This is a genomic window from Burkholderia sp. 9779_493, from assembly GCF_015712215.1.
GTDB lineage: Bacteria > Pseudomonadota > Gammaproteobacteria > Burkholderiales > Burkholderiaceae > Burkholderia > Burkholderia cenocepacia.
Map to the genome: position 1 here is coordinate 1 of NZ_JACCQA010000066.1, position 22742 is coordinate 22742.

22 protein-coding genes are annotated in these 22742 nt (G+C 66.3%); 10 read left to right on the forward strand and 12 right to left on the reverse strand.

Features of this window, described 5'->3' with window-relative positions; genetic code table 11:
- The 4 genes from H0X95_RS34515 to H0X95_RS34530 all read right to left on the reverse strand — a co-directional run.
- Positions 1-328, reverse strand: a 328-nt coding sequence (locus H0X95_RS34515) for a CHC2 zinc finger domain-containing protein (protein ID WP_253196577.1), incomplete at its 3' end; no start/stop codon positions are given.
- 70 nt (positions 329-398) lie between these two features.
- A complete protein-coding gene (locus tag H0X95_RS34520) occupies positions 399-845 on the reverse strand; it encodes a GatB/YqeY domain-containing protein (protein WP_006489061.1) in 447 nt (148 codons plus the stop codon).
- 194 nt (positions 846-1039) lie between these two features.
- Positions 1040-1252, reverse strand: coding sequence for a 30S ribosomal protein S21 (gene rpsU / locus H0X95_RS34525; RefSeq protein ID WP_006479415.1), 213 nt, complete (start codon positions 1250-1252; stop codon positions 1040-1042).
- A gap of 105 nt (positions 1253-1357) precedes the next feature.
- Positions 1358-2578 carry an NAD(P)/FAD-dependent oxidoreductase gene (locus tag H0X95_RS34530; RefSeq protein WP_059722582.1) on the reverse strand — a complete coding sequence of 407 codons (1221 nt, stop codon included), beginning with the start codon at positions 2576-2578 and terminating at the stop codon, positions 1358-1360.
- Between the two features lie 130 nt (positions 2579-2708).
- Between H0X95_RS34530 and tsaD the strand changes: the two genes are divergently transcribed.
- Complete coding sequence (gene tsaD, locus H0X95_RS34535) at positions 2709-3749, forward strand: tRNA (adenosine(37)-N6)-threonylcarbamoyltransferase complex transferase subunit TsaD (RefSeq protein WP_006496003.1); 1041 nt, start codon at positions 2709-2711, stop codon at positions 3747-3749.
- Between the two features lie 94 nt (positions 3750-3843).
- Here tsaD and folE2 read toward each other — a convergent pair whose 3' ends face one another.
- From folE2 to H0X95_RS34555, 4 genes are all read right to left on the reverse strand, one after another.
- Positions 3844-4653 carry a GTP cyclohydrolase FolE2 gene (folE2, locus tag H0X95_RS34540; protein WP_006486446.1) on the reverse strand — a complete coding sequence of 270 codons (810 nt, stop codon included), beginning with the start codon at positions 4651-4653 and terminating at the stop codon, positions 3844-3846.
- A gap of 154 nt (positions 4654-4807) precedes the next feature.
- Positions 4808-6712: a 1-deoxy-D-xylulose-5-phosphate synthase gene (gene dxs, locus H0X95_RS34545; RefSeq protein WP_006486458.1), complete on the reverse strand. Its 1905-nt coding sequence runs from the start codon at positions 6710-6712 to the stop codon at positions 4808-4810.
- 81 nt (positions 6713-6793) lie between these two features.
- Positions 6794-7678, reverse strand: a complete 885-nt coding sequence (locus H0X95_RS34550; RefSeq protein WP_006486453.1) for a polyprenyl synthetase family protein — start codon at positions 7676-7678, stop codon at positions 6794-6796.
- Positions 7675-7968: an exodeoxyribonuclease VII small subunit gene (locus H0X95_RS34555; protein ID WP_006479428.1), complete on the reverse strand. Its 294-nt coding sequence runs from the start codon at positions 7966-7968 to the stop codon at positions 7675-7677. The genes H0X95_RS34550 and H0X95_RS34555 overlap by 4 nt, the downstream gene beginning before the upstream one ends.
- 270 nt (positions 7969-8238) lie before the next feature.
- On the opposite strand from H0X95_RS34555, the gene H0X95_RS34560 reads away from it, so the two are divergent.
- Both H0X95_RS34560 and H0X95_RS34565 read left to right on the forward strand, forming a co-directional pair.
- A complete protein-coding gene (locus H0X95_RS34560) occupies positions 8239-9345 on the forward strand; it encodes an aromatic ring-hydroxylating oxygenase subunit alpha (protein WP_006486437.1) in 1107 nt (368 codons plus the stop codon).
- Positions 9346-9462: 117 nt separating this feature from the next.
- Complete coding sequence (locus tag H0X95_RS34565) at positions 9463-10332, forward strand: sulfurtransferase (protein ID WP_006486463.1); 870 nt, start codon at positions 9463-9465, stop codon at positions 10330-10332.
- A gap of 54 nt (positions 10333-10386) precedes the next feature.
- Here H0X95_RS34565 and H0X95_RS34570 read toward each other — a convergent pair whose 3' ends face one another.
- The 3 genes from H0X95_RS34570 to polA form a co-directional block, all read right to left on the reverse strand.
- Positions 10387-11262 carry a dienelactone hydrolase family protein gene (locus H0X95_RS34570; RefSeq protein ID WP_059722580.1) on the reverse strand — a complete coding sequence of 292 codons (876 nt, stop codon included), beginning with the start codon at positions 11260-11262 and terminating at the stop codon, positions 10387-10389.
- A gap of 359 nt (positions 11263-11621) precedes the next feature.
- Positions 11622-12956 carry an NAD(P)/FAD-dependent oxidoreductase gene (locus tag H0X95_RS34575; protein ID WP_006486476.1) on the reverse strand — a complete coding sequence of 445 codons (1335 nt, stop codon included), beginning with the start codon at positions 12954-12956 and terminating at the stop codon, positions 11622-11624.
- Between the two features lie 278 nt (positions 12957-13234).
- Positions 13235-15988: a DNA polymerase I gene (gene polA / locus H0X95_RS34580; protein WP_059722578.1), complete on the reverse strand. Its 2754-nt coding sequence runs from the start codon at positions 15986-15988 to the stop codon at positions 13235-13237.
- A gap of 1 nt (position 15989) precedes the next feature.
- Here polA and H0X95_RS34585 point away from each other — a divergent pair, with 1 nt between their 5' ends.
- Together H0X95_RS34585 and H0X95_RS34590 are read left to right on the forward strand one after the other, a co-directional pair.
- A complete protein-coding gene (locus H0X95_RS34585; protein WP_006486470.1) occupies positions 15990-16748 on the forward strand; it encodes a TIGR00730 family Rossman fold protein in 759 nt (252 codons plus the stop codon).
- 380 nt (positions 16749-17128) lie between these two features.
- Positions 17129-17419 (forward strand): hypothetical protein, encoded by a 291-nt coding sequence (locus H0X95_RS34590; protein WP_006486461.1) that lies wholly within the window; start codon positions 17129-17131, stop codon positions 17417-17419.
- 114 nt (positions 17420-17533) lie between these two features.
- On the opposite strand, the gene H0X95_RS34595 is transcribed toward H0X95_RS34590, so the two are convergent.
- Entirely contained in the window at positions 17534-19060 is a 1527-nt protein-coding gene (locus H0X95_RS34595) for an AMP nucleosidase (protein ID WP_012493190.1), read from the reverse strand.
- A gap of 129 nt (positions 19061-19189) precedes the next feature.
- On the opposite strand from H0X95_RS34595, the gene H0X95_RS34600 reads away from it, so the two are divergent.
- From H0X95_RS34600 to H0X95_RS34620, 5 genes are all read left to right on the forward strand, one after another.
- Positions 19190-19585 carry a hypothetical protein gene (locus H0X95_RS34600; protein ID WP_006486478.1) on the forward strand — a complete coding sequence of 132 codons (396 nt, stop codon included), beginning with the start codon at positions 19190-19192 and terminating at the stop codon, positions 19583-19585.
- A 97-nt stretch (positions 19586-19682) separates the two neighbouring features.
- Positions 19683-20681, forward strand: coding sequence for a homoserine kinase (locus H0X95_RS34605; RefSeq protein ID WP_006486428.1), 999 nt, complete (start codon positions 19683-19685; stop codon positions 20679-20681).
- Positions 20672-21481: a BPSS1780 family membrane protein gene (locus H0X95_RS34610; protein ID WP_059722576.1), complete on the forward strand. Its 810-nt coding sequence runs from the start codon at positions 20672-20674 to the stop codon at positions 21479-21481. Before H0X95_RS34605 ends, H0X95_RS34610 begins: the two co-directional genes overlap by 10 nt.
- Positions 21482-21669: 188 nt before the next feature.
- Positions 21670-22122: a MarR family winged helix-turn-helix transcriptional regulator gene (locus tag H0X95_RS34615; protein ID WP_006496011.1), complete on the forward strand. Its 453-nt coding sequence runs from the start codon at positions 21670-21672 to the stop codon at positions 22120-22122.
- Positions 22123-22276: 154 nt separating this feature from the next.
- Positions 22277-22696, forward strand: a complete 420-nt coding sequence (locus tag H0X95_RS34620; protein WP_048988685.1) for an organic hydroperoxide resistance protein — start codon at positions 22277-22279, stop codon at positions 22694-22696.
- The last annotated feature ends 46 nt before the right edge of the window (positions 22697-22742 follow it).

Here is a 22742-nt window from a genome sequence, read left to right on the forward strand (position 1 = left end):
CACCGCCGCCCCCCCCACCGCCGCCGCGCATCGACGGCTCGTGCGGCACGGTCAGGCCGACGGACTGCGCGAGTTCCTGCACGGCCTCCGGGAACGTGAGCCCCGCATGTTCCATCAGGAAGCCGATCGCCGTGCCGTGCGCGCCGCAACCGAAGCAGTGATAGAACTGCTTGGTCGGACTGACGGTAAACGACGGGCTCTTCTCGTTATGGAACGGGCACAACCCCATGAAGTTGGCGCCGCCCTTCTTGAGCTGCACGTACCGACCCACCACGTCGACGATATCGACGCGGTTCAGCAAATCCTGCAGGAACGAATGCGGAATCACCGTGGGATCGAGCGAAAAAAGACAATACGACGCCCGGCGCACGCATCGCTGGGCGCGCCGGGAACGGGTTTTACTTCGTGAGCGCGGCCTTGACCTGCGCGGAAACGGCCGTCATGTCGGCACGGCCGGCGAGCTTGGCCTTCAGCACGCCCATCACCTTGCCCATGTCCTGCGGGCCGGCTGCGCCGGTTTGCGCGACCGCCGCCTGGACTTCGGCCGCCACTTCGGCGTCCGACAGTTGCGCGGGCATGTAGCCGCCCAGCACGGTCAGCTCGGCCTGCTCCTTCGCGACGAGATCGTCGCGGCCGGCCGCCTGGAACTGGCTGATCGAATCCTTGCGCTGCTTGATCATCTTGTCGATCACGGCCGTGATGCCCGCGTCGTCGAGCGTGACCCGGTCATCGACTTCGCGCTGCTTGATCGCGGCCATCAGCAGGCGAATCGTTGCCAGGCGCTCGCTGTCCTTCGCGCGCATCGCGGCCTTCATGTCTTCGCTGATCTGCTCTTTCAAACTCATCTTTCACCCGAGATGGAAACGTGAATCCGACGCCCGCGAACGGGCGTCAACACAAAAACCCGCTTGGGACAGTGTCTCAAGCGGGTTGCTCGAATCCGGCATCGGCGACTCGCCGCCTGATCGGTTGCGCGATCGCACCCGATCGCACGGAGTCGCCGGTGCGCCGCTCAGCGAACCGCGCGGCGCCCAATCGTTCAGTACAGCTTCTTCGGCAGCGTCTGGCTGCGAATACGCTTGTAATGACGCTTCACCGCAGCAGCCTTCTTGCGCTTGCGTTCTGCGGTCGGCTTCTCATAAAACTCGCGCGCGCGAAGCTCGGTCAGCAGACCGTTCTTCTCGATCGTGCGCTTGAAGCGACGCATTGCAACTTCGAACGGCTCGTTCTCTTTAACGCGAATGATCGTCATGATCCGACACGAATAAAGGTTTGCAGGGAAAGACTACCGAGTATAGCAGAGCGATTGCCCAAAGGCACGGGGCCGGGCCCCGCCAACCGGGCGCCGGCCGGCGCGTCAGGCGCCGCGCGCGTACTCGGCCGCGGCCTGCCCGGCCGCCGTGCCGGACGCCCATGCCCACTGGAAGTTGTAGCCGCCGAGCCAGCCCGTCACGTCCACCGCCTCGCCGACGAAGAACAGCCCCGGCACGCGCGCGCTCATCATCGTCGCCGACGACAACTCGCGCGTATCGACCCCGCCCTTCGTCACTTCGGCCTTCTTGTAGCCTTCGGTGCCGTTCGGCGTCAGCGTCCAGCCGGACAGCGCGTCGCCGATCTGGCGCAGCGTCTTGTCCGGCAGGTCCGCGAGTCGCGCGTCGGCCGCGACGCGATGCGTGTCGAGCCACGCATGCGCGAGGCGCGACGGCACCCAGTCGGCGAGCAGCGAACCGATCTGGCGCTTCGACGTGCGTTTCGCGTCGAGCAGGTCAGCCACCGTATCGCGCTGCGGCAGCAGGTCGACGCGAATCGGATCGCCGGGCTGCCAATAGCTCGAGATCTGCAGGATGCCCGGCCCGGACAGCCCGCGATGGGTCAGCAGCAGGTCCTCGACGAATTCGCCGCCGCGCTTCTTGTCGCCGGTCGAAACGCGCACTTCGAGCGATACGCCGGACAGCGGCGCGAACGGCGCCCAGTCCTGCGGCGCGAACGTCAGCGGCACGAGCGCCGGCCGCGTATCGACAAGTTTGTGGCCGAACTGCTTCGCGAGCCGGTAGCCGAAGTCGGTCGCGCCGATCTTCGGGATCGACAGGCCGCCGGTCGCGACGATCAGCGCGCGCGCACCGATCGGCCCCGCCTGCTGCGTGTCGAGCGTGAAGCCGTTGGATGGCGCATGGCGCACCGCGTCGACGACGACGGGCCGGCGCCACGCGATGCCGCCCGCGTCGCACTCGTGCTTCAGCACGTCGATGATCGCGTCGCTGCCGTGGTCGCAAAAAAGCTGACCCTTGTGCTTTTCGTGCCAGGTCACGTGATGGCGCTTGAGCAGCCCGAGGAAGTCGCGCGGCGTATAGCGCGCGAGCGCCGAGCGTGCGAAATGCGGATTCGACGACAGGTAGTTGTCGGGCCCAGCGTACAGGTTCGTGAAATTGCAGCGGCCGCCGCCCGAGATGCGGATTTTCTCGGCAAGCCGCGGCGCGTGATCGAGCAGCACCACGCGGCGGCCGAGCTGCCCGGCGACCGCGGCGCTCATCATGCCGGCGGCGCCCGCGCCGATCACGGCGATGTCATAGGTTTCCATGGCGCGGATTGTACCTGCCCGGCGTCGGGCCCGGGCCGCCGCCAGCGGCCGCCTGCCCTCGCCTGCTATACTTTCCGGTTACGTTGACCTACCTGCGGCGCGTCCGAAACGGCGTGCCCCGCCCTCACCCATGCTCGTTCTCGGCATCGAAAGCTCCTGCGACGAAACCGGCCTCGCGCTCTACGACACGCAGCGAGGCCTGCTCGCGCACGCGCTCCATTCGCAGATCGCGATGCACCGCGACTACGGCGGCGTCGTGCCCGAGCTCGCGTCGCGCGACCACATCCGCCGCGCGCTGCCATTGCTCGAGGAAGTGATGGCCCAAAGCGGCACGCGCCGCGACGACATCGACGCGATCGCGTTCACGCAGGGCCCCGGCCTCGCCGGCGCGCTGCTGGTCGGCGCGAGCATCGCGAATGCGCTCGCGCTCGCATGGAACAAGCCGACCGTCGGCATCCATCACCTCGAAGGCCATCTGCTGTCGCCGTTGCTGGTCGACGCGCCGCCGCCGTTCCCGTTCGTCGCGCTGCTGGTGTCCGGCGGCCACACGCAGCTGATGCGCGTGACCGACGTCGGCGTGTACGAGACGCTCGGCGAAACACTCGACGACGCGGCCGGCGAAGCGTTCGACAAAACCGCGAAACTGATCGGCCTCGGCTACCCGGGCGGCCCGGAAGTATCGAAGCTCGCCGAAACGGGCACGCCGGGCGCGGTCGTGCTGCCGCGCCCGATGCTGCATTCGGGCGATCTCGACTTCAGCTTCAGCGGCCTGAAGACGGCCGTGCTCACGCAGATGAAGAAATTCGAAGCGGCGAAGCTCGACGGCGAGGCGCTCGAACGCGCGAAGGCCGACCTCGCGCGCGGCTTCGTCGATGCGGCCGTCGACGTACTCGTCGCGAAGTCGCTCGCCGCGCTGAAGAAGACGAAGCTCAAGCGCCTCGTGGTCGCGGGCGGCGTCGGCGCGAACCGCCAGTTGCGCGCGGCACTGTCGGCGGCCGCGGCCAAGCGCGGCTTCGACGTGCACTACCCCGATCTCGCGCTCTGCACCGACAACGGCGCGATGATCGCGCTCGCGGGCGCACTGCGGCTCGGCCGCTGGCCCGAACAGGCGAATGCCGACTACGCGTTCACGGTGAAGCCGCGCTGGGATCTCGCATCGCTCGCGGGCTGACTCGCGTCACGCGCCACGCGTCACCACCGGCAGGAAAACAAAAAGGCCGCTCGTTCGAGCGGCCTTTTCATTGGCGTGACAAAACGCCGCAGCGTTATGCAGCCTGCCGCTTGTCGCGCTCGATCAGCGCATACGCGCTGTGATTGTGGATCGACTCGAAGTTCTCGGCTTCGAGCACGTAGGCGACCACCCGCTCGTCCGCATCGAGACGCTGCGCGACGTCGCGCACGAGATCCTCGACGAACTTCGGGTTCTCGTATGCACGCTCGGTCACGAACTTCTCGTCCGGCCGCTTCAGCAGACCCCACAGTTCGCACGACGCCTCTTCTTCCGCGATGCGGATCAGCGCCTCGACCGGCAGATCCGCAGCCAGCTCCGCGTCGATCGTCACGTGCGAGCGCTGGTTGTGCGCGCCGTACTGCGAGATCTTCTTCGAGCACGGGCACAGGCTCGTCACCGGCACGAGCACCTTCAGGAACAGGCGCGTATCGCCGTTGCGGCTTTCGCCCGCGAGCGTCACTTCATAGTCGAGCAGGCTTTGCACGCCGGACACCGGCGCCGTCTTGTTCACGAAATACGGGAACGTGACTTCGATGCGGCCGGCCTCGGCCTCGAGCTTCTCGAGCATCGACGCGAGCATCGCGCGGAAGCGCTCGACCGTCAGCGGCGCGCGATTCTCTTCGAGCAGCGCGACGAAGCGCGACATGTGCGTGCCTTTCTGGTCGGCCGGTAGACGGACGTCGAGGTTCCAGACACCGACGGTCGGTTGCACGTCGCCGCTTTCGGTGCATACCGTCAACGGATGCCGGACCGCCTTCACGCCGACGCGCTGAATCGGGATCTGACGGGTATCCACCGTGCTCTGCACGTCGGGCATCACGAAGGCGGGATTCATCTGGTTCATCTTGTTCAATCCTTGTAAGCCGCGCGTCCGACGACGCGCACGCCGCATCATGCGGCAGCCGGAAAAGCAACATGGGCCCGCAGGCCCATGTTTTCCGCATCAATGAAGACCGGTTGCGTCAGTCGCACCGACGCCGCCCGCGGGCGGCGCCAGCTTACGCGACGCGCTTCGCCTGACCGGCGACATCGGCCGCCGGATTCAGAAAGCGTTCGCGAATCGATTTCGCGATACCCGCGCCGTCGAGGCCGCATTGCGACAGCAGCTTCGCGGGGTCGCCGTGATCGATGAACAGGTCAGGGAGGCCCAATTGTAGTACGGGTCGGATAACCCCACTCTCCATCAGGGCTTCCACGCAGGCCGAGCCCGCGCCGCCCATCACGCAGCCTTCCTCGACCGTCACGACGTAGTCGTGCGTCTCGGCGAGCTCGCGTACGAGCGCTGCGTCGACCGGCTTCACGAAGCGCATGTTCGCGACCGTTGCGTCGAGTTCCTCGGCCGCGGCGAGCGACGGTGCGACCATCGTGCCGAACGCGAGGATCGCGACGCGCTTGCCTTCCGGCTGCGACGTGCGGCGACGCACTTCGCCCTTGCCGAGCGGGATCTCGGTGAATTCCTTCACCGTCGCCACGCCCGTACCCGCGCCGCGCGGATAGCGCACCGCGGTCGGGTTCGGCTGCTGCAGCGCCGTGTGCAGCATCTGGCGGCATTCGTTCTCGTCGGATGCGGCCATGATCGTCATGTTCGGGATGCAGCGCATGAACGCGAGATCGTACGCGCCCGCATGCGTCGCGCCGTCCGCGCCGACGAGGCCCGCGCGGTCGATCGCGAACACGACCGGCAGGTTCTGCAGCGCGACGTCGTGGATCAGCTGGTCGTACGCACGCTGCAGGAACGTCGAGTAGATCGCGACGACGGGCTTCAGCCCTTCGGTCGCGAGACCGCCCGCGAACGTCACCGCATGCTGCTCGGCGATGCCGACGTCGTAGTAGCGATCCTTGAAGCGCTTCTCGAACTCGACCATGCCCGAGCCTTCGCGCATCGCGGGCGTGATGCCGACCACGCGCGTATCGCGCTCGGCTTCATCGCACAGCCACTCGCCGAACACCTGCGTGTACGTCTTCTTCGCGGGCGTCGTCGACGGCTTGATGCCTTCGGCCGGGTTGAACTTGCCGGGGCCGTGATAGAGCACGGGATCCGCTTCGGCGAGCTTGTAGCCCTGGCCTTTCTTCGTCACGACGTGCAGGAACTGCGGGCCGCGCAGTTCACGGATGTTCTGCAGCGTCGGGATCAGCGAATCGAGATCGTGACCGTCGATCGGGCCGATGTAGTTGAAGCCGAACTCCTCGAACAGCGTGGCCGGCACGACCATGCCCTTCGCGTGCTCCTCGAGCTTGCGCGCGAGTTCGAGCACCGGCGGCGCGACGCTCAGCACGCGCTCGACGCCCGCGCGCGCAGCCGCATAGAAGCGGCCCGACATCAGGCGGGCGAGATGGCGATTGAGCGCGCCGACCGGCGGCGAGATCGACATGTCGTTGTCGTTGAGGATCACGAGCAGCTTCGCATCTTCCGACACGCCCGCGTTGTTCATCGCCTCGAACGCCATGCCGGCCGTCATCGCGCCGTCGCCGATCACGGCGATCGAGAAGCGGTCGTCGCCGTTCAGCTGGCTGCCGATCGCCATGCCGAGCGCCGCCGAGATCGACGTGCTCGAGTGCGCGGTGCCGAACGTGTCGTATTCGGATTCGCTGCGACGCGGGAAGCCCGAGATGCCGTCGTACTGACGCAGCGAATGCATCTGGTCGCGGCGGCCCGTCAGGATCTTGTGCGGGTAGGTCTGGTGACCCACGTCCCAGACGATGCGATCGTTCGGCGTGTTGAACACGTAGTGCAACGCGATCGTCAGCTCGACCGTCCCGAGGTTGGACGACAAATGGCCGCCCGTCTTCGACACGCTGTCGAGCACGAACGCGCGCAGTTCATCCGCGAGCGGTTGCAGTTGGCGACGATCGAGGCGGCGCAAATCCGCCGGGTCGTCGATGGTTTTCAGCAAGTCGTACATCGTCGTTCCATTGTAGGAAATCAAACGCGCCCGCATTCTTTTGCACGCACCGTAGCGTGTGCGCGGCGGCGGGCTTTCGCGTCAGCTGACCCGGTTCACTACCAGGTCGGCAAGTTCGGCCAGACGCTGTGCGCGTGCGCCGAACGGTTTCAGCGCATCGTGCGCTTCGGCGCGCAGCTGCGCTGCCAGCTCGCGCGACGCCTCGAGACCGAGGATCGATACATAGGTCGGCTTGTCGTTCGCCGCGTCCTTGCCGGCCGTCTTGCCAAGCGTCGCCGAATCGGTCGTGACGTCGAGAATGTCGTCGACGACCTGGAAGGCCAGACCCACGGCCCCCGCGTACACGTCCAGCGCAGCCATCGTTTCCGTCGAAGGCGTCTCGCCGGCCAGCGCACCCATCCGCACGGCCGCGCGCAGCAAGGCGCCCGTCTTCATCCGGTGCATCGTCTCGAGCTGTTCGCGCGTCAGCTTCAGGCCGACGCTCGCCAGGTCGATCGCCTGCCCGCCGGCCATGCCGATCGAGCCGCTCGCGAGCGCCAGCTCGCGCACGAGCGCCGCCTGCTGCACCGGCGACAGCGCGTCGGCGTCGGTCAGCGCGACGAACGCCTGCGATTGCAGCGCATCGCCGACCAGCAGCGCCGTCGGCTCGTCGTACTGCACGTGCACGGTCGGCTTGCCGCGACGCAGCGCGTCGTCGTCCATGCACGGCATGTCGTCGTGCACGAGCGAGTAGACGTGGATCATCTCCAGCGCCGCCGCCGCCGCGTTGCGTGCCGCCTCCGTCGCACCGGTCAGCTCGCCTGCTGCATGGCACAGCAGCGGGCGAACGCGTTTGCCGCCACCGAGGACCGCGTAGCGCATCGCCTCGTGAAGTTTCGCGGGCATCGCGGTTTCAGCCGGCAGATAGTGGCCGAGTGCGTCCTCGACACGGTCAAGCACGGACCGCATCCATTGTTCGAATGTCATAGATCGTCGTCTTCGCCGTCCGTGGCGGCCGTTCCGGACGAAAGCGGCTTCAGCGTCGCGCCGTCGAGCACGCGAACCTGCTGCTCCACTTTCTCGAGCTGCTGTTGGCAAAACGCAACGAGGGTCGCACCGCGGCGATACGCCGCCAGTGAATCCTCGAGGCTCAACGCGCCGCCTTCCATCCGGGCAACCAGCGTCTCGAGTTCCGCGAGCGCCATCTCGTAATTGTCCGGCAACGGTTCGGTGCCATTGCCGGGCGGCGTGGCGCCTGGGGATGCGGTTTTCGCCATGGACGAGGGTGTCAAATTTCAAAACAAGTCGGACATTCTACGGCAAAAGAGAATTTTCCGACCTGCCGTCTTGGGCGCCCGCGCACAATCCCGGCCCCATCTTCGATGCACAGTGTGCGCCTTTCGACGGCCGCCCGACAAAAAATTGACACAAATCAGGCACTTAATCCTAGCCTTGCGAGGCGAACCGGGTATAATTCTCCGTTTCCCTAAATCGATTTTTCGATGGTTGGGTTGTTCACTGCTTTCACGCTAACACCGGGAGTGGGAATGTCCAATCTGAGCGATGCGCTTCAGTTGAAGTCGGCCCACAGCCAGCTTCCAGTCACTGCATATTTCGATGAGGCGCTACTCGAGCGCGAGATCGAAACCCTCTTCAAGAAAGGACCTCGTTACGTCGGGCACGAGTTGATGGTGCCCGAGGCGGGGGATTATTTTGCGCTGCCGTCCGAGAAGGAAGGCCGCGTGCTGGTCCGCAACCAGACGAACCAGATCGAACTGCTGTCGAACGTGTGCCGCCACCGGCAGGCGATCATGCTCAACGGGCGCGGCCACACGCAGAACATCGTGTGCCCGCTGCACCGCTGGACGTACGACCTCGAAGGCGAGCTGCTCGGCGCACCGCACTTCCCCGACAAGCCGTGCCTGAACCTCGGCAAGAGCCCGCTGCAGAACTGGCAGGGGCTGCTGTTCGAGGCCGAGGGCCGCAACGTCGCGCGCGATCTCGCCAACCTCGGCACGAAGCATCACTTCGACTTCTCCGAGTACCAGTTCGATCACGTCGAAGTGCACGAGTGCGATTACAACTGGAAGACGTTCATCGAGGTCTACCTCGAGGATTATCACGTCGTCCCGTTCCACCCGGGCCTCGGCAGCTTCGTGTCGTGCGACGATCTCAAATGGGAGTTCGGCGACTGGTACAGCGTGCAGACGGTCGGCGTGCACAACGCCCTCGCGAAACCGGGCAGCGCGACTTACCAGAAATGGCACGAGCAGGTGCTGAAGTTCCGCAACGGCGTGCCGCCGGAGTTCGGCGCGATCTGGATGGTCTACTACCCGGGCCTGATGATCGAGTGGTATCCGCACGTACTGGTCGTGTCGTGGCTGATCCCGCGCGGGCCGCAGAAGACGACCAACATCGTCGAGTTCTATTACCCCGAGGAAATCGCGCTGTTCGAACGCGAATTCGTCGAGGCCGAGCGCGCCGCCTACATGGAGACGGCCGTCGAGGACGACGAGATCGCGATGCGGATGGACGCGGGCCGCCGTGCGCTGATGGCGCGTGGCGAGTCGCAGGTCGGCCCGTACCAGAGCCCGATGGAAGACGGGATGCAGCACTTCCACGAGTTCCTGCGCCGCCACCTCGGCGACCTCTGACAGCGGAGGCGGCGCGTTGCCGCCGCCCGGCCGCCGGCAAACGAAAAGACGGGCTTCGGCCCGTCTTTTTTTGTTTAGACTTGGAGTGTCAGGCCATTTGCACTCCAGGGAGCCGTCATGCCACACACTCATTACACCACGCTCATCTCCGCCGCCAATCTCGCCGAGCGCCTGGCCGCGGCGCCCGGCAGCGTGGCGCTGTTCGACTGCCGCTTCGATCTCGCCGATCCCGGCGCCGGCGAAGCCGCCTACGCGGCCGGCCACCTTCCCGGCGCGCAATACCTTCATCTCGACCGCGACCTGTCGGGCCGCAAGACGGGCACCAACGGCCGCCATCCGCTGCCGACCCGCGACGCGCTCGCCACGCTGCTCGCCAGCCGCGGCCTCAAGCAGGGCCAGCAAGTCGTCGCGTACGACGCGCAAGGCGGCGCCTATGCGGCGCGCCTGTGGTGGCTGCTGCGCTGGCTCGGCCACGATTCGGTCGCGGTGCTCGACGGCGGCCTGCAGGCGTGGGAAGCGGCCGGCCAGCCGCTGACGACCGACGTGCCGCAACCGGCCGCCGGCGACTTCCGCGCCGCAACGCCGCTCGAATCGACGGTCGATGCAGCGGCCGTGCTCGCGAACGTGTCGTCGGCCGCGCGCGTGGTGATCGATGCACGCGCACCGGACCGCTATCGCGGCGAGAATGAAACGATCGATCGGGTGGGCGGCCACATTCCCGGTGCGCGCAACCGCTTCTTCAAGGACAACCTGGCCGCCGACGGCCGCTTCAAGACCGGCCATGAATTGCGCGAGGCGTTCGCCACCGTGCTGGCCGGCACCGAGCCAAACCGCGTGATCCTGCAATGCGGCTCCGGCGTCACCGCCTGCCACAACGCGCTGGCGCTGGAAGTGGCGGGCCTGCACGGCGCGTCGCTGTACCCGGGTTCGTGGAGCGAATGGAGCGCCGATCCGTCGCGACCGATCGCGACCGGCCCAACGCCGTAAGCGCGCGTACGGCGCGGCAGTCACGCAGCGGCGGCCTCGGCCGCCGCTTGCCGTTTACATCACGCCGAACTTGTGGAACCACTCGATCGCGCGTTTCCAGCCATCCTCGGCATCGGCCTTCACGTAGCTCGGCCGGTAGTCGGCGAAGAACGCATGGCCGGCATCCGGATACACGACGATCTCCGATTCGCGCGCGAGCTTCGAATCGCTCGCCTGGATCGCCTTGCGCATGTTCGCGAGCGACGCCTGCGTGATGTTCTGATCCTTCTCGCCGTACAGGCCGAGCACCGGCACTTTCAGCAACGACGCGTGATCGACCGGGTTGAACGGCGTCATCTCGTCGGTCTTGCCTTCGACGAACCCGTACCACGCCACCGCGGCCCGCACGTGCGGGTTGTGTTCCGCATACAGCCACGCCTGGCGACCGCCCCAGCAGAACCCGGTCACGCCGAGGCGCGTCAGGTCGCCGCCGTTCTTGCCTGCCCACGCGACCGTCGCATCGAGATCCTCCGTCACCTGCCGGTCCGGCACCTTGCTGACGATGTTGTCGACCAGCGCCTGGATCGTCGGATATTTCGCCGCGTTGCCCTGCCGCGCAAACAGGTCCGGCGCGATCGCCAGATAGCCGAGCTTCGCGAAGCGCCGGCAGACGTCGGCGATATGCGCGTGCACGCCGAAGATCTCGTGAATCACGATGACGACCGGCAGGTTCGTCTTGTCGACCGGCTGCGCGCGATAAGCCGGCACGCTCGCATCGCCCGAGCGGATTTCGATGGTGTCGACGTCCAGGGCGGTGCTGTCGGTCGTGACCGTCTGCGCCGACACGGGCAGCACGGCCGCCGCGAAGGTGCCGCCGAGCGCAGCCTGCATGAACTTGCGGCGCGAGAACGGGACATGGGGGACCAGGCTGTCGACTTCGGGTTTCAACATGAATGCACTCCTCGATTGGGCGCCGCCGTCACGATCGCGGAGACGGCATGACGGGGCATCGCACCGGCGCGCGGCGCGGATGTTGCGGCGGTTGGCACCCCGCCGCAAACGAAAACCCGGACAAGATGCCCAATAATCCGTTGTCGCGTCAACTGTCAGATGTGTAAGACTCGATTACGACGCGTTGCGGCGATCGCATCGATCATCGCGCGGCAGCCTGGCGACGGCCTGCCGAATCATCGTGCGGCGGCGCGTAGCGACGATCGCCGCGCGACCGAATCCTTGCGAATCGAAAAGAAAAACGGGCGGGGAATACGCAGGACATGCGCATTCCCCGCCCGCTCCGCACACGAGCGCGATCAGTGCAGCTTGACGCGCGGCAGCGTCGTGCGTCGCAGCCAGTGCGCAATCGTGTCGAGCATCATCCGCGGATAACCGTGCAGCGCGGCAATGTGCATCCGGTACAGCGACATGTACATGAAGCGTGCGAACAGCCCTTCGATCAGCATGTTGCCGCCGATCAACCCGCCCATCAGATTGCCGACCGCGCTGAAATGGCCGAGCGACACGAGCGAGCCCAGGTCGCGATACGTGAATTCGGGCAGCGGACGCCCTTCCAGCCGACAGCCGATCGCCTTCAGCAGGAAGCTCGCCTGCTGGTGCGCGGCCTGCGCGCGCGGCGGCACGTTGCGCTCGTTACCAGGCCATGCGCATGCCGCGCAATCGCCGAGCGCGAATATGTTGTCGTCGGTGAAGGTTTGCAGCGTGCGGCGCACGTCGAGCTGGCCCAGCTTGTTGACCTGGAGCCCATCGAGATTCGCGAGCACCGACGGCGCCTTGATGCCGGCGGCCCAGACCGTCAGGTCGGCACGCACGACCTTGCCGCTCGCCGTGTGGACGGCCCCGGGCGCCACCTCCGTCACGCGCTCGGCGAGCATCAGCCGCACGCCGATCTTTCCGAGCAATTCAGCCGTCGCCGACGAGACGCGTTCCGGCAGCGCCGGGAGGATCCGCGGCCCCGATTCGATCAGCACGATGCCGACGTCGTGCCGTGGATCGAGTTTGTGCAACCCGTAGGCCGACAACACCTGCGCGGTATTGCGCAGTTCCGCGGACAGCTCGACGCCCGTCGCGCCGCCGCCGACGATCACGACCTGGATACGCGGCTCGGCCGACTCGCCCGGCGCGGTCGGCGCCGGCGCCTGGTGCTCCGCGCGCATGCATGCCGCGATCAGCCGCTTGCGGAAGCGTTCGGCCTCCCCGACCGTGTCGAGCGCGATCGCGTTTTCCGGTGCGCCCTGCACGCCGAAGAAGTGGGTCGTGCTGCCGATCGCGATCACGAGCGTGTCGTATTCCAGCTCGCGTGCCGGCAACAGTTCCGCGCCGTCGCTGTCGTTGATCGGCGACAGCGTGACGCGCTTCGCCGCGCGGTCGAGCCCGGTCAGCTCGCCCTGCTGGAACTCGAAGCCGTGCCAGCGCGCCTGCGCCGCATATTCGAGCTCCTGCGTGAACGGGTCCATGCTGCCGGCCGCGACTTCGTGCAGCAGCGGTTTCCAGATGTGCGTCGGATTGCGGTCGACGAGCGTGACGAGCGCACGCGCGGGACGATTGCCGCGCGCGCCGTAACGGTCGCCGAGCCGCGTCGCCAGTTCCAGGCCGCCGGCACCTCCGCCTACGATGATGATCCGATGCATCCGATTCCCCCTTTGCGATTCGAAACTGCTGCCGCCGGATGAAGCAAACGCCGTGCACTCGCGCCGCCCGGTGGATTAACCGGTTCGGACATCATCGATGTGCAGTTCGAAGCACTTCGATGCATCCGATCCGGAACGCGGGGCGCGCCGCCCCGCGTCAATGACATGATTGACATGCATTGTCCGGGAGCTTGCGCGTTGACCACAAGCAAACCATCTCGATATTCAGCATCCCTGCAACAATATGCCGCGGGAAACGGGAATCGCTCGGGGGTGCGTCAGTGTGCCTCTTCCCAGTTCGCGCCGGCACCCACTTCGGCGACGAGCGGCACCTTCAGCTTCGCGACGCCGCACATCATTTCCGGCAGTTTCTCGCGCACGAGCGACAGCTCGCCTTCCGGCACCTCGAGCACCAGTTCGTCGTGCACCTGCATGATCATCCGCGATGCAAGCCCGTCGCGCGTGAGCCAGTCGTCCACCGCGATCATCGACAGCTTGATCAGGTCGGCCGCCGTGCCCTGCATCGGTGCATTGATGGCCGCGCGCTCGGCCGCCTGACGGCGCGGGCCATTGCCGCCGTTGATCTCGGGCAGCCACAGGCGGCGACCGAAAACGGTTTCGACGTAGCCCTTCTCCTTCGCGGTTGCGCGCGTGTCTTCCATGTACTGCGCGACGCCCGGATAGCGGGCGAAATAGCGGTCGATATAGAGCTTCGCCGCGTCGCGCGTGATGCCGAGGTTCGATGCGAGCCCGAACGCGCTCATCCCGTAGATGAGCCCGAAGTTGATCACCTTCGCGATCCGGCGCTGGTCGGAATTGACCTCCAGCGGCGTCACGCCGAACACCTCGGCGGCCGTCGCGCGGTGGATGTCCTCGCCCTGCGAGAACGCGCGCAACAGCGACGCGTCGCCGGAGATGTGCGCCATGATCCGCAGTTCGATCTGCGAATAGTCGGCCGATACGATCCGGTGGCCCGGCGATGCAATGAACGCCTCGCGGATGCGCCGGCCTTCGGCCGTGCGCACCGGAATGTTCTGAAGATTGGGATCGTTCGACGCCAGGCGGCCCGTGACCGCGACGGCCTGCGCATAGTTCGTATGCACGCGGCCGGTGGTGGGATTCACCATGCGCGGGAGCTTGTCGGTATAGGTCGACTTCAGCTTCGACAGCCCGCGATGCTCGAGCAGCAGCTTCGGCAGCGGGTAGTCCTCGGCCAGCTTCTGCAGCACTTCCTCGTCGGTCGACGGCGCGCCGCTCGGCGTCTTTTTCACGACCGGCAACTGCAGCTTCTCGAAGAAGATCTGCCCGATCTGCTTCGGCGAGCCGAGATTGAATTCGCCGCCCGCCAGTTCGTACGCCTGCCCCTCGAGTTCGATCAGGCGCGTCGCGATTTCGGTGCTCTGCGCGTGCAGGCGCGCATCGTCGATCAGCACGCCCGTGCGCTCCATCTTGCGCAGCACGAGCGATACCGGCATCTCGATCTCGCGGTACACGCGCTCGAGGCCCGGCTCGCGGGCGACTTGCGGATACAGCGCGTGATGGAGCTGCAGCGTGATGTCCGCATCTTCGGCTGCGTATTCGGCGGCCTGCGCGAGCGCCACTTCGTCGAAACCGATCTGCTTCGCGCCCTTGCCGGCCACGTCTTCGTACTTGATCGTCTTGACGCCCAGATGACGCAGCGCGAGGCTGTCCATGTCGTGCGTGCGGTGCGATTCGACCACGTACGATTCGAGCAGCGTGTCGTGCTCGATGCCGTTCAGTTCGATGTCGTAGTTCGCGAGCACCTGTGCGTCGTACTTCAGGTGCTGGCCGACCTTCTTGCGATCGGCCGATTCGAGCCACGGCTTCAGGCGCGCGAGCACTTCGTCGAGCGGAAGCTGCTCGGGCATGTCGGGCCCGCGGTGCGCGACCGGCAGGTAGGCCGCCTTGCCCGGCTCGACCGAGAACGACAGGCCGACGAGCCGCGCGAGCATCGGATCGAGCGCGGTCGTCTCGGTGTCGAACGCGGTCAGCGCGGCCGCGTCGATCTTCGCGAACCACGCGTCGAACTGTTCCCAGGTCTGTATCGTGTCGTATTCGCGCACGACGTCGGTCGCGATCACCGGGGCCGGCTCGCCTTCCGGCGCATCGGCGCCACCGCCTTCCGCGGGTGCGTTCTCGACTTCGCGCAGCCAGGTCTTGAAGCCGTAGCGCGCGAAGATGTCGCGCAACAGCTCGCGCGCCTCGCCGTCGGTCTTCAGCGACGCTTCGATCGATTCGAGATGCGGCGCGAGATCGCATGACGTGTCGACGGTCACGAGCTTGCGGCCGAGCGGCAGGAAATCGAGCGCGCGGCGCAGGTTGTCGCCGACCACGCCCTTGATGTCGGCCGCGTGCGCGATGACGCCGTCGAGGCTTTCGTATTGCGACAGCCACTTCACGGCCGTCTTCGGCCCGCACTTCTCGACGCCCGGCACGTTGTCGACGGTGTCGCCGATCAGCGCGAGATAGTCGATGATGCGCTCGGGCGGCACGCCGAACTTCGCGATCACGCCATCGCGGTCGAGCGTCTCGTTGGTCATCGTGTTGACGAGCGTGACGCGCTCGGTCACGAGCTGCGCGAGATCCTTGTCGCCGGTCGACACGATCACGTTCATCCCGTGCCGTTCGGCTTCGCGCGCGAGCGTGCCGATCACGTCGTCGGCCTCCACGCCTTCGACCATCAGCAGCGGCCAGCCGAGCGCGCGCACGGCGCCGTGGATCGGCTCGACCTGCAATGCGAGATCGGGCGGCATCGACGGACGGTTTGCCTTATAGTCGGCATAAAGGTCGTCGCGGAACGTCTTGCCCTTTGCATCGAACACGCAAGCGCTATACTCTGCACTGACTTCCTTGCGCATACGGCGCAGCATGTTGATGATTCCGTAGAGCGCTCCGGTCGGCTCCCCGCCAGGGCCACGCAAATCAGGCATCGCATGGTAAGCCCGATACAGATAGCTCGAACCGTCAACCAATAGCAGGGTCTTACCTTCCAGATTTCGTTCTTCAGGCATTATGAACAAGAGAAAAGTGATTCCGAGTCTGCGTTCGCTCGCAGATCAAGAACGCGCGACGGCCAAGAAGGCGCGCGCATCGTGGCAGATGTTCACGATTATGGCAGAGTTTATCGAGGCGACCGAGTACCTGTCGGAGATCCGCCCGGCTGTCAGCATCTACGGTTCTGCCCGCCTCAAACCCGATACCCCGCACTACAAGCTCGCCGCGCAGATCGCGCGCAAGCTGTCGGACGCCGGCTTCGCGGTGATCTCCGGCGGCGGCCCCGGCATCATGGAAGCCGCGAACAAGGGCGCGCACGCCGGCAAGGCGCCGTCGGTCGGCCTGAACATCGAGCTGCCGCACGAGCAGGCCGGCAACCACTATCAGGACATCTCGCTGCGCTTCCGCCACTTCTTCACGCGCAAGGTCACGTTCGTGAAGAACTCGGATGCGGTGATCGTGATGCCGGGCGGTTTCGGCACGCTCGACGAACTGTCCGAAGTGCTCACGCTGATCCAGACGAAAAAATCGCGCCTCGTGCCGATCATCCTCGTCGGCAGCGAATTCTGGCAGGGGCTGCTGCAGTGGTTCCGCGATCAACTGATTCCGATGGGCCTGATCAATCCGGAAGACATGGATCTGATGCAGGTGATCGACGACCCCGACCAGGTGCTCGACGCGGTGCTCGCGTTCTACGAGGACAGCGGCGAGGAAGAGGGTTCGGACGAGGAGGATCATCCGCCGCGCCCGGAAGAAGACCGGATGTTCTATCTGTAACCGGTCGGTGACGACAGCCGGCCGAGCGCCGGCTGTTGTGCTTTTCATGCGACGGAAGTGCGCTCCGGCGGCTCGCCGGGCGTGACTTTGTAACGCGCTGTTAATACCCGTTCACCGCCGCGCGCGGTCGAATGTCAAATCTCCGCAGCCGGCGCTGCACCATGCGGCGGGATCGGCCGCACCAGCCGGCCCCCAATGTCAAACGGCGGGCCCATCGCGTGCCTGCGCGCCGCCAATCCTCCGTAATAATCACGACTCGCCTTTTCCGTCGTGCCGCAGCACACTGCATTGTGTCGGCGCGGCGTTCCCCCGGTGGAACGGTCCCCCTCGCTTCCATCGCGTCGCGCCGGCCTATTCATCACGACACCACGGAAAAGAACATGCAACGCTCGCTGATCGCCCTCGCCTTTGCCGGCCTCGGCCTTTCGCTGTCCGGCCTCGCTCACGCTGTCAACGTCGACGTCAACATCGGCACGCCCGCGCCGGTCGTCGTCGCCCCCGCGCCCGTCGTGGTCGCCCCGGCGCCGGCGATCATCGTCGGCTGGCATGGCGACCGCTACTGGGACGGCCGCCGCTACTGGGAACGCCGCGAGTGGGAGGATCACCAGCGCTATCGCGGTCGCGGCGGCTATCACTGCCCGCCGGGACACGCGAAAAAGGGCGAGTGCTGAGCGCCTGAGCGAAGGCCCGTCGGGCCCGCACGCGGAAGCAGAAAAATGAAGGCCGCACGCGAACGAAGGTTCGCGTGCGGCCTTTGTCGTTGCGCATGCCGCTGCGCGGTGGCGTTACTGAAACGCCACTTCCGCAAAGCTCCGGAGCTTGCGGCTATGCAGCTTGTCGAGCCCGTTCGTGCGCAGGATCTCCATCGCCTTCACGCCGATCTGCAGATGCTGGTCGACCTGCCCGCGATAGAACGTGTCGGCCATGCCCGGCAGTTTCAGCTCGCCGTGCAGCGGCTTGTCCGATACGCACAGCAACGTGCCGTACGGCACCCGGAAGCGGAAGCCGTTGGCTGCGATCGTCGCGCTTTCCATGTCGAGCGCGATCGCGCGGCTCTGCGACAGCCGCTGCACGGGCTCGCGATGGTCGCGCAGTTCCCAGTTGCGGTTGTCGACGCTCGCGACCGTGCCCGTGCGCATCACCCGCTTCAGTTCCGCGCCCTCCAGCCGCGTGACCTCGGCCACGCCGCGCTCGAGCGCGAGCTGCACTTCGGCCAGCGCCGGAATCGGCACCCACAGCGGCAGGTCGGCGTCGAGCACGTGATCTTCCCGCACGTAACCGTGCGCGAGCACGTAGTCACCGAGGCGCTGCGTGTTGCGCAGCCCCGCGCAGTGACCGAGCATCACCCAAGCGTGCGGACGCAGCACCGCGATGTGATCGGTGATCGTCTTCGCGTTCGACGGGCCGACGCCGATGTTGACCATCGTGATCCCGCTACCGTCCGCGCGCTTCAGGTGATACGCGGGCATCTGCGGCAGGCGCGGCGGCGCGGTGCCCTCGGCCGGCTCGCTGCCGAGGTTCGCGTTGTACGTGACGACGTCGCCCGGCTCGACGAACGCGCTGTACTCGCTGCGGTACGCGCGCACCTCGGGATCGTCGCTTTCGGTCATCAGCGTGCGGCCGAGCTTCACGAACTCGTCGATGTAGAACTGGTAGTTCGTGTAGAGCACGTAGTTCTGGAAATGCGTGGGCGACGTCGCCGTGTAGTGACGCAGCCGGTGCAGCGAGAAGTCGACGCGGGCCGCCGTGAACAGCGCGAGCGGATGCGGCTCGCCCGGCGCCGGCTCGAACGTGCCGTTGACGATGCGGTCATCGAGATACGACAGGTCGGGCGTGTCGAAGATGTCGCGCATCGCGAGCAGGCGGTCGCGATCGAGTTCGCCCTCGAGATGGATGCCTTCCGGAAACGCGAAATGGATCGGAATCGGCTGCGACGACACGCCGATCTCGATCTTGACATGGTGGTTCTTCGACAGCAGACGCAGTTGCTCGCGGTAGTAGTTCGCGAAGAGATCGGGGCGCGTGACGGTCGTCTCGAATACGCCGGGACCCGCGACGAAGCCGTACGAGCGGCGCGAATCGACGTGCGTGTTGACGTCGGTCCGGATCCGCACGAACGGGTAGCACGCGCGCACGTGCTCGGTAATCGCTTCGTGGCGGCGATAGCGCGCGAACGCATCGCGCAGGAAGCCCGTATTCGTGTCGTAAATGGCGGACAGCCGCGCGACGGCGGCGACCGGATCGTCGAAAGCCTCGACCGACGGGCTTTCGGGCGACAGCACACGGTGCCGGCGGCTCAAATCGTTTTTCATTTTCATCACCTCGTCAGATCCGACGACATTACCACGGAACCCGGTCGCCCTTATGGCCGCCCCTGCGCACGCAGGGGCCGGATGGCGCGCAGTATTTGCTAAAATCGGTAGGTTCACTGGAGACTCATCATGAAGCCGCTCATTTTCGTCGCCGCTGCCGTCGCGTTTGCCGCCGCCGGCGTCGCTCACGCCGCCGGCGGCACGCCTGACGCCGACGCGCAGGCCCGGGCCGAGGCCAACGAAGCCGCCGGCCTGCCCGATCTCCGCAAGATCAACCGGCCGGGCGCCGAAGTCACGTCGAAAGTGGACTTCGCCGACATCCGCCGCACGCCGAGCTTCCACGAAAAGAGCAAGAACGGCACCGAAGTCACCGAGTACCGCGACCGCGGCAAGCCGGTCGAGATCGACGTGAAATCGAACTTCGGCACGCGCTACCAGATGAGCTCGACGCCCGACACGTCGCCGAAGCCGCACGACGCGGGCATCCCGATCACGCGCCTGCCGTCGCTGAACCTGCGCTACTGATTCCGTGGCGTGGCGCACCGGGCGCCGCGCCGCCCCTTCACCTGCTGTCGCGATGCACGCCGCCCGCGTGCCGACACCCTGACCTGACGCATCCCGCATGGCCGTTTTCACCGCTGTTTCCGACTCCGATCTCGCGCAATGGATGCGCCACTACGAACTGGGCGACGTGCTTGCGTTCCGCGGCATTCCGTCCGGTATCGAAAACAGCAATTTCTTCCTGACGACGACGCGCGGCGAATACGTCCTCACGATCTTCGAAAAGCTGACGGCGCAGCAGCTGCCGTTCTACCTCGACCTGATGCGCCATCTGGCCGCCCACGGCGTGCCGGTCCCGGACCCGATCCCGCGTGACGACGGCGCGCTGTTCGGCGAACTGCACGGCAAGCCGGCCGCGATCGTCACGAAGCTCGACGGCGCGGCCGAACTCGCGCCGGGGGTCGAACACTGCATCGAGGTCGGACAGATGCTCGCGCGCCTGCACCTCGCGGGCCGCGACTATCCGCGCAGCCAGCCGAACCTGCGCAGCCTGCCGTGGTGGCAGGAGAACGTACCGGCCATCGTGCCGTTCATCACGGACGCGCAACGCACGCTGCTCGAAGGCGAGCTCGCCCACCAGGCCGGCTTCTTCGCGTCGGACGACTATGCGGCGCTGCCGGCCGGGCCATGCCATTGCGACCTGTTCCGCGACAACGTGCTGTTCGCGCACGCGGCGCCCGGCACCGGTCACGACGTACGCCTCGGCGGCTTCTTCGACTTCTATTTCGCGGGCTGCGACAAGTGGCTGTTCGACGTCGCGGTGACCGTCAACGACTGGTGCGTCGACCTCGCGACCGGCGTGCTCGACGTCGCGCGCGCCGACGCGCTGCTGCGCGCGTACCAGACCGTCCGGCCGTTCACGGCCGAGGAACGTCGCCACTGGAGCGACATGCTGCGCGCGGGTGCGTACCGCTTCTGGGTGTCGCGCCTGTACGATTTCTACCTGCCGCGCGCGGCCGAGATGCTCAAGCCGCACGACCCCGGCCATTTCGAACGCATCCTGCGCGAGCGTATCGCGCATACGCCCGCGCTTCCCGAGATCCAAACCGCATGCAACTGATCGAAGTGCCCGCGAAAACGGGCTATGTCTGGTTCCGTCAAGGCATCTGGCTGTTCCGCCGGAATCCGCTCGCGTTCATCACGCTGTTCTTCACGTACCTGCTCGCCATCACGCTCGTGTCGATGGTGCCGGTGATCGGCTCCGCGCTGCCGCTGGTGTTCATTCCCGGCATCGCGGTCGGCTTCATGGCCGCGTGCCGCGACACCGTGGCCGGCAAGACCGTGATGCCGACGATCCTCGTCGACGGCTTTCGCTCGTACGGCGCCGTCGCGACCCAGCGGCTGCTCGCGCTCGGCGTGATCTACGTCGCGTCGATGGTGCTGGTGTTCGCCGCTTCGTCGTTCGTGGACGGCGGCGCGCTGTTCCACGTGATGATGGGCGCGGCCGACGAAGCGAACACGACGCCCGAGACGCTCGCCGCGCAAGGCACGCTCGGCGCGCTGTTCTTCGCGACGCTGCTCTATCTGCCGGTCGCGATGCTGTTCTGGTTCGCGCCGGTGCTGGTCGCATGGCATGACGTCCCGCCGGCGAAGGCGCTGTTCTTCAGCGTCGTCAGTTGCTGGCGCAATCGCGGCGCGTTCGTCGTATACGGCGTGCTGTGGTTCGCCGTCGCGCTCGGCACGTCGCTCGCGCTGTCGCTGCTGCTGCAGGCGCTCGGCGCCGGCGCGTATGCGCTGACGATCATGATGCCGGTGACGATCATCATCGTCACGATGCTGTACTGCTCGTTCTACGCGACCTATCGCGGCTGCTTCGGCGTGCAGGAGCCGGGCGCGCCGACGACGATGTCCGGCCGCTGAACCCGCTCTTTCGGCCGGCGCATGTCGCCCGCCGTCGCACTGTTTCGCGCCGGGTCGTCGCCCGGCGCGCTTCTTCCGATTCCCCTTTCCCGTCTCGCTTTCCTCCGGCCGCCCCTGTTCAATCGAATCTTTTGCGCGCAAAATAATTTGCGTACAAATCGTTCGCGCATCGCCGCGCTTCCCGAACCATGGATCGCCTGCCCCCGCTGCCCCAGACGCTCGACGAGCAATTGTGCTTCGCGCTTTACGCGACTTCGCACGCGATGACGAAGGCGTACAAGCCGCTGCTCGACAAGCTGTCGCTGACCTATCCCCAATATCTCGCGATGCTCGTGCTGTGGGAGCGCGACGACATGGCCGTGAAGGACATTGCCGCGCGGCTCGACCTCGATCCCGCCACGGTCACGCCGCTGCTGAAGCGGCTGGAAGCGCTCGGCTACGTCGAGCGCGTACGCAGCGCGGCTGACGAACGCGTCGTCAACGTGCGTGTGACGTCGGCCGGTCGTGCGCTGAAGGATCGCGCGCGCTCGGTGCCCGCCGAGCTCTTTTGCGCGATGCAGCAAACGCCCGAATTCCTGATCCGGCTGCGCGCCGATCTCCAGCAGTTGCGCGACGCATTGTCGGCGGCCAACGAACGCTGACGCGCCAAGCGCAGACGACCTCGCCCGGCGCTGCCGGGTTTTTCTTCAAAATTTCATTTGCACACTAATGATTTGTGCTCTATATTTCACTCGTGGCCGGCGACACCCGTCTGACCGGACCGCTTTTCTCCCTCTTCCCGACAGGAGCTGCACGATGAACATTCTGTACAAGACCAGCGCCACGAGCACGGGCGGCCGCGACGGCCGCGCGGTATCCGCCGACCACAAGCTGGAAGTGAAGCTGGCCGCGCCGCGCGAACTCGGCGGCACGGGCGCGGAAGGCACGAATCCGGAGCAACTGTTTGCCGCAGGTTACTCGGCCTGTTTCCTGAGTGCGATGAAATTCGTCGCGGGCCAGAACAAGCAGACGCTGCCGGCCGATACGCAGGTGACGGCGGAAGTGGGCATCGGCCCGAACGACGCTGGCGGCTTCGGGCTCGACATCGAACTGCGCGTGTCGCTGCCGGGGCTCGACAAGGCCGACGCGCAGGCGCTGGTCGACAAGGCGCACCACGTGTGCCCGTACTCGAACGCCACGCGCAACAACGTGCCGGTGCGCCTGACGGTCGTCTGACGCGACGCAGGGCCAGGCAAAATACAAAAAGGGCGCGTGCGGCATG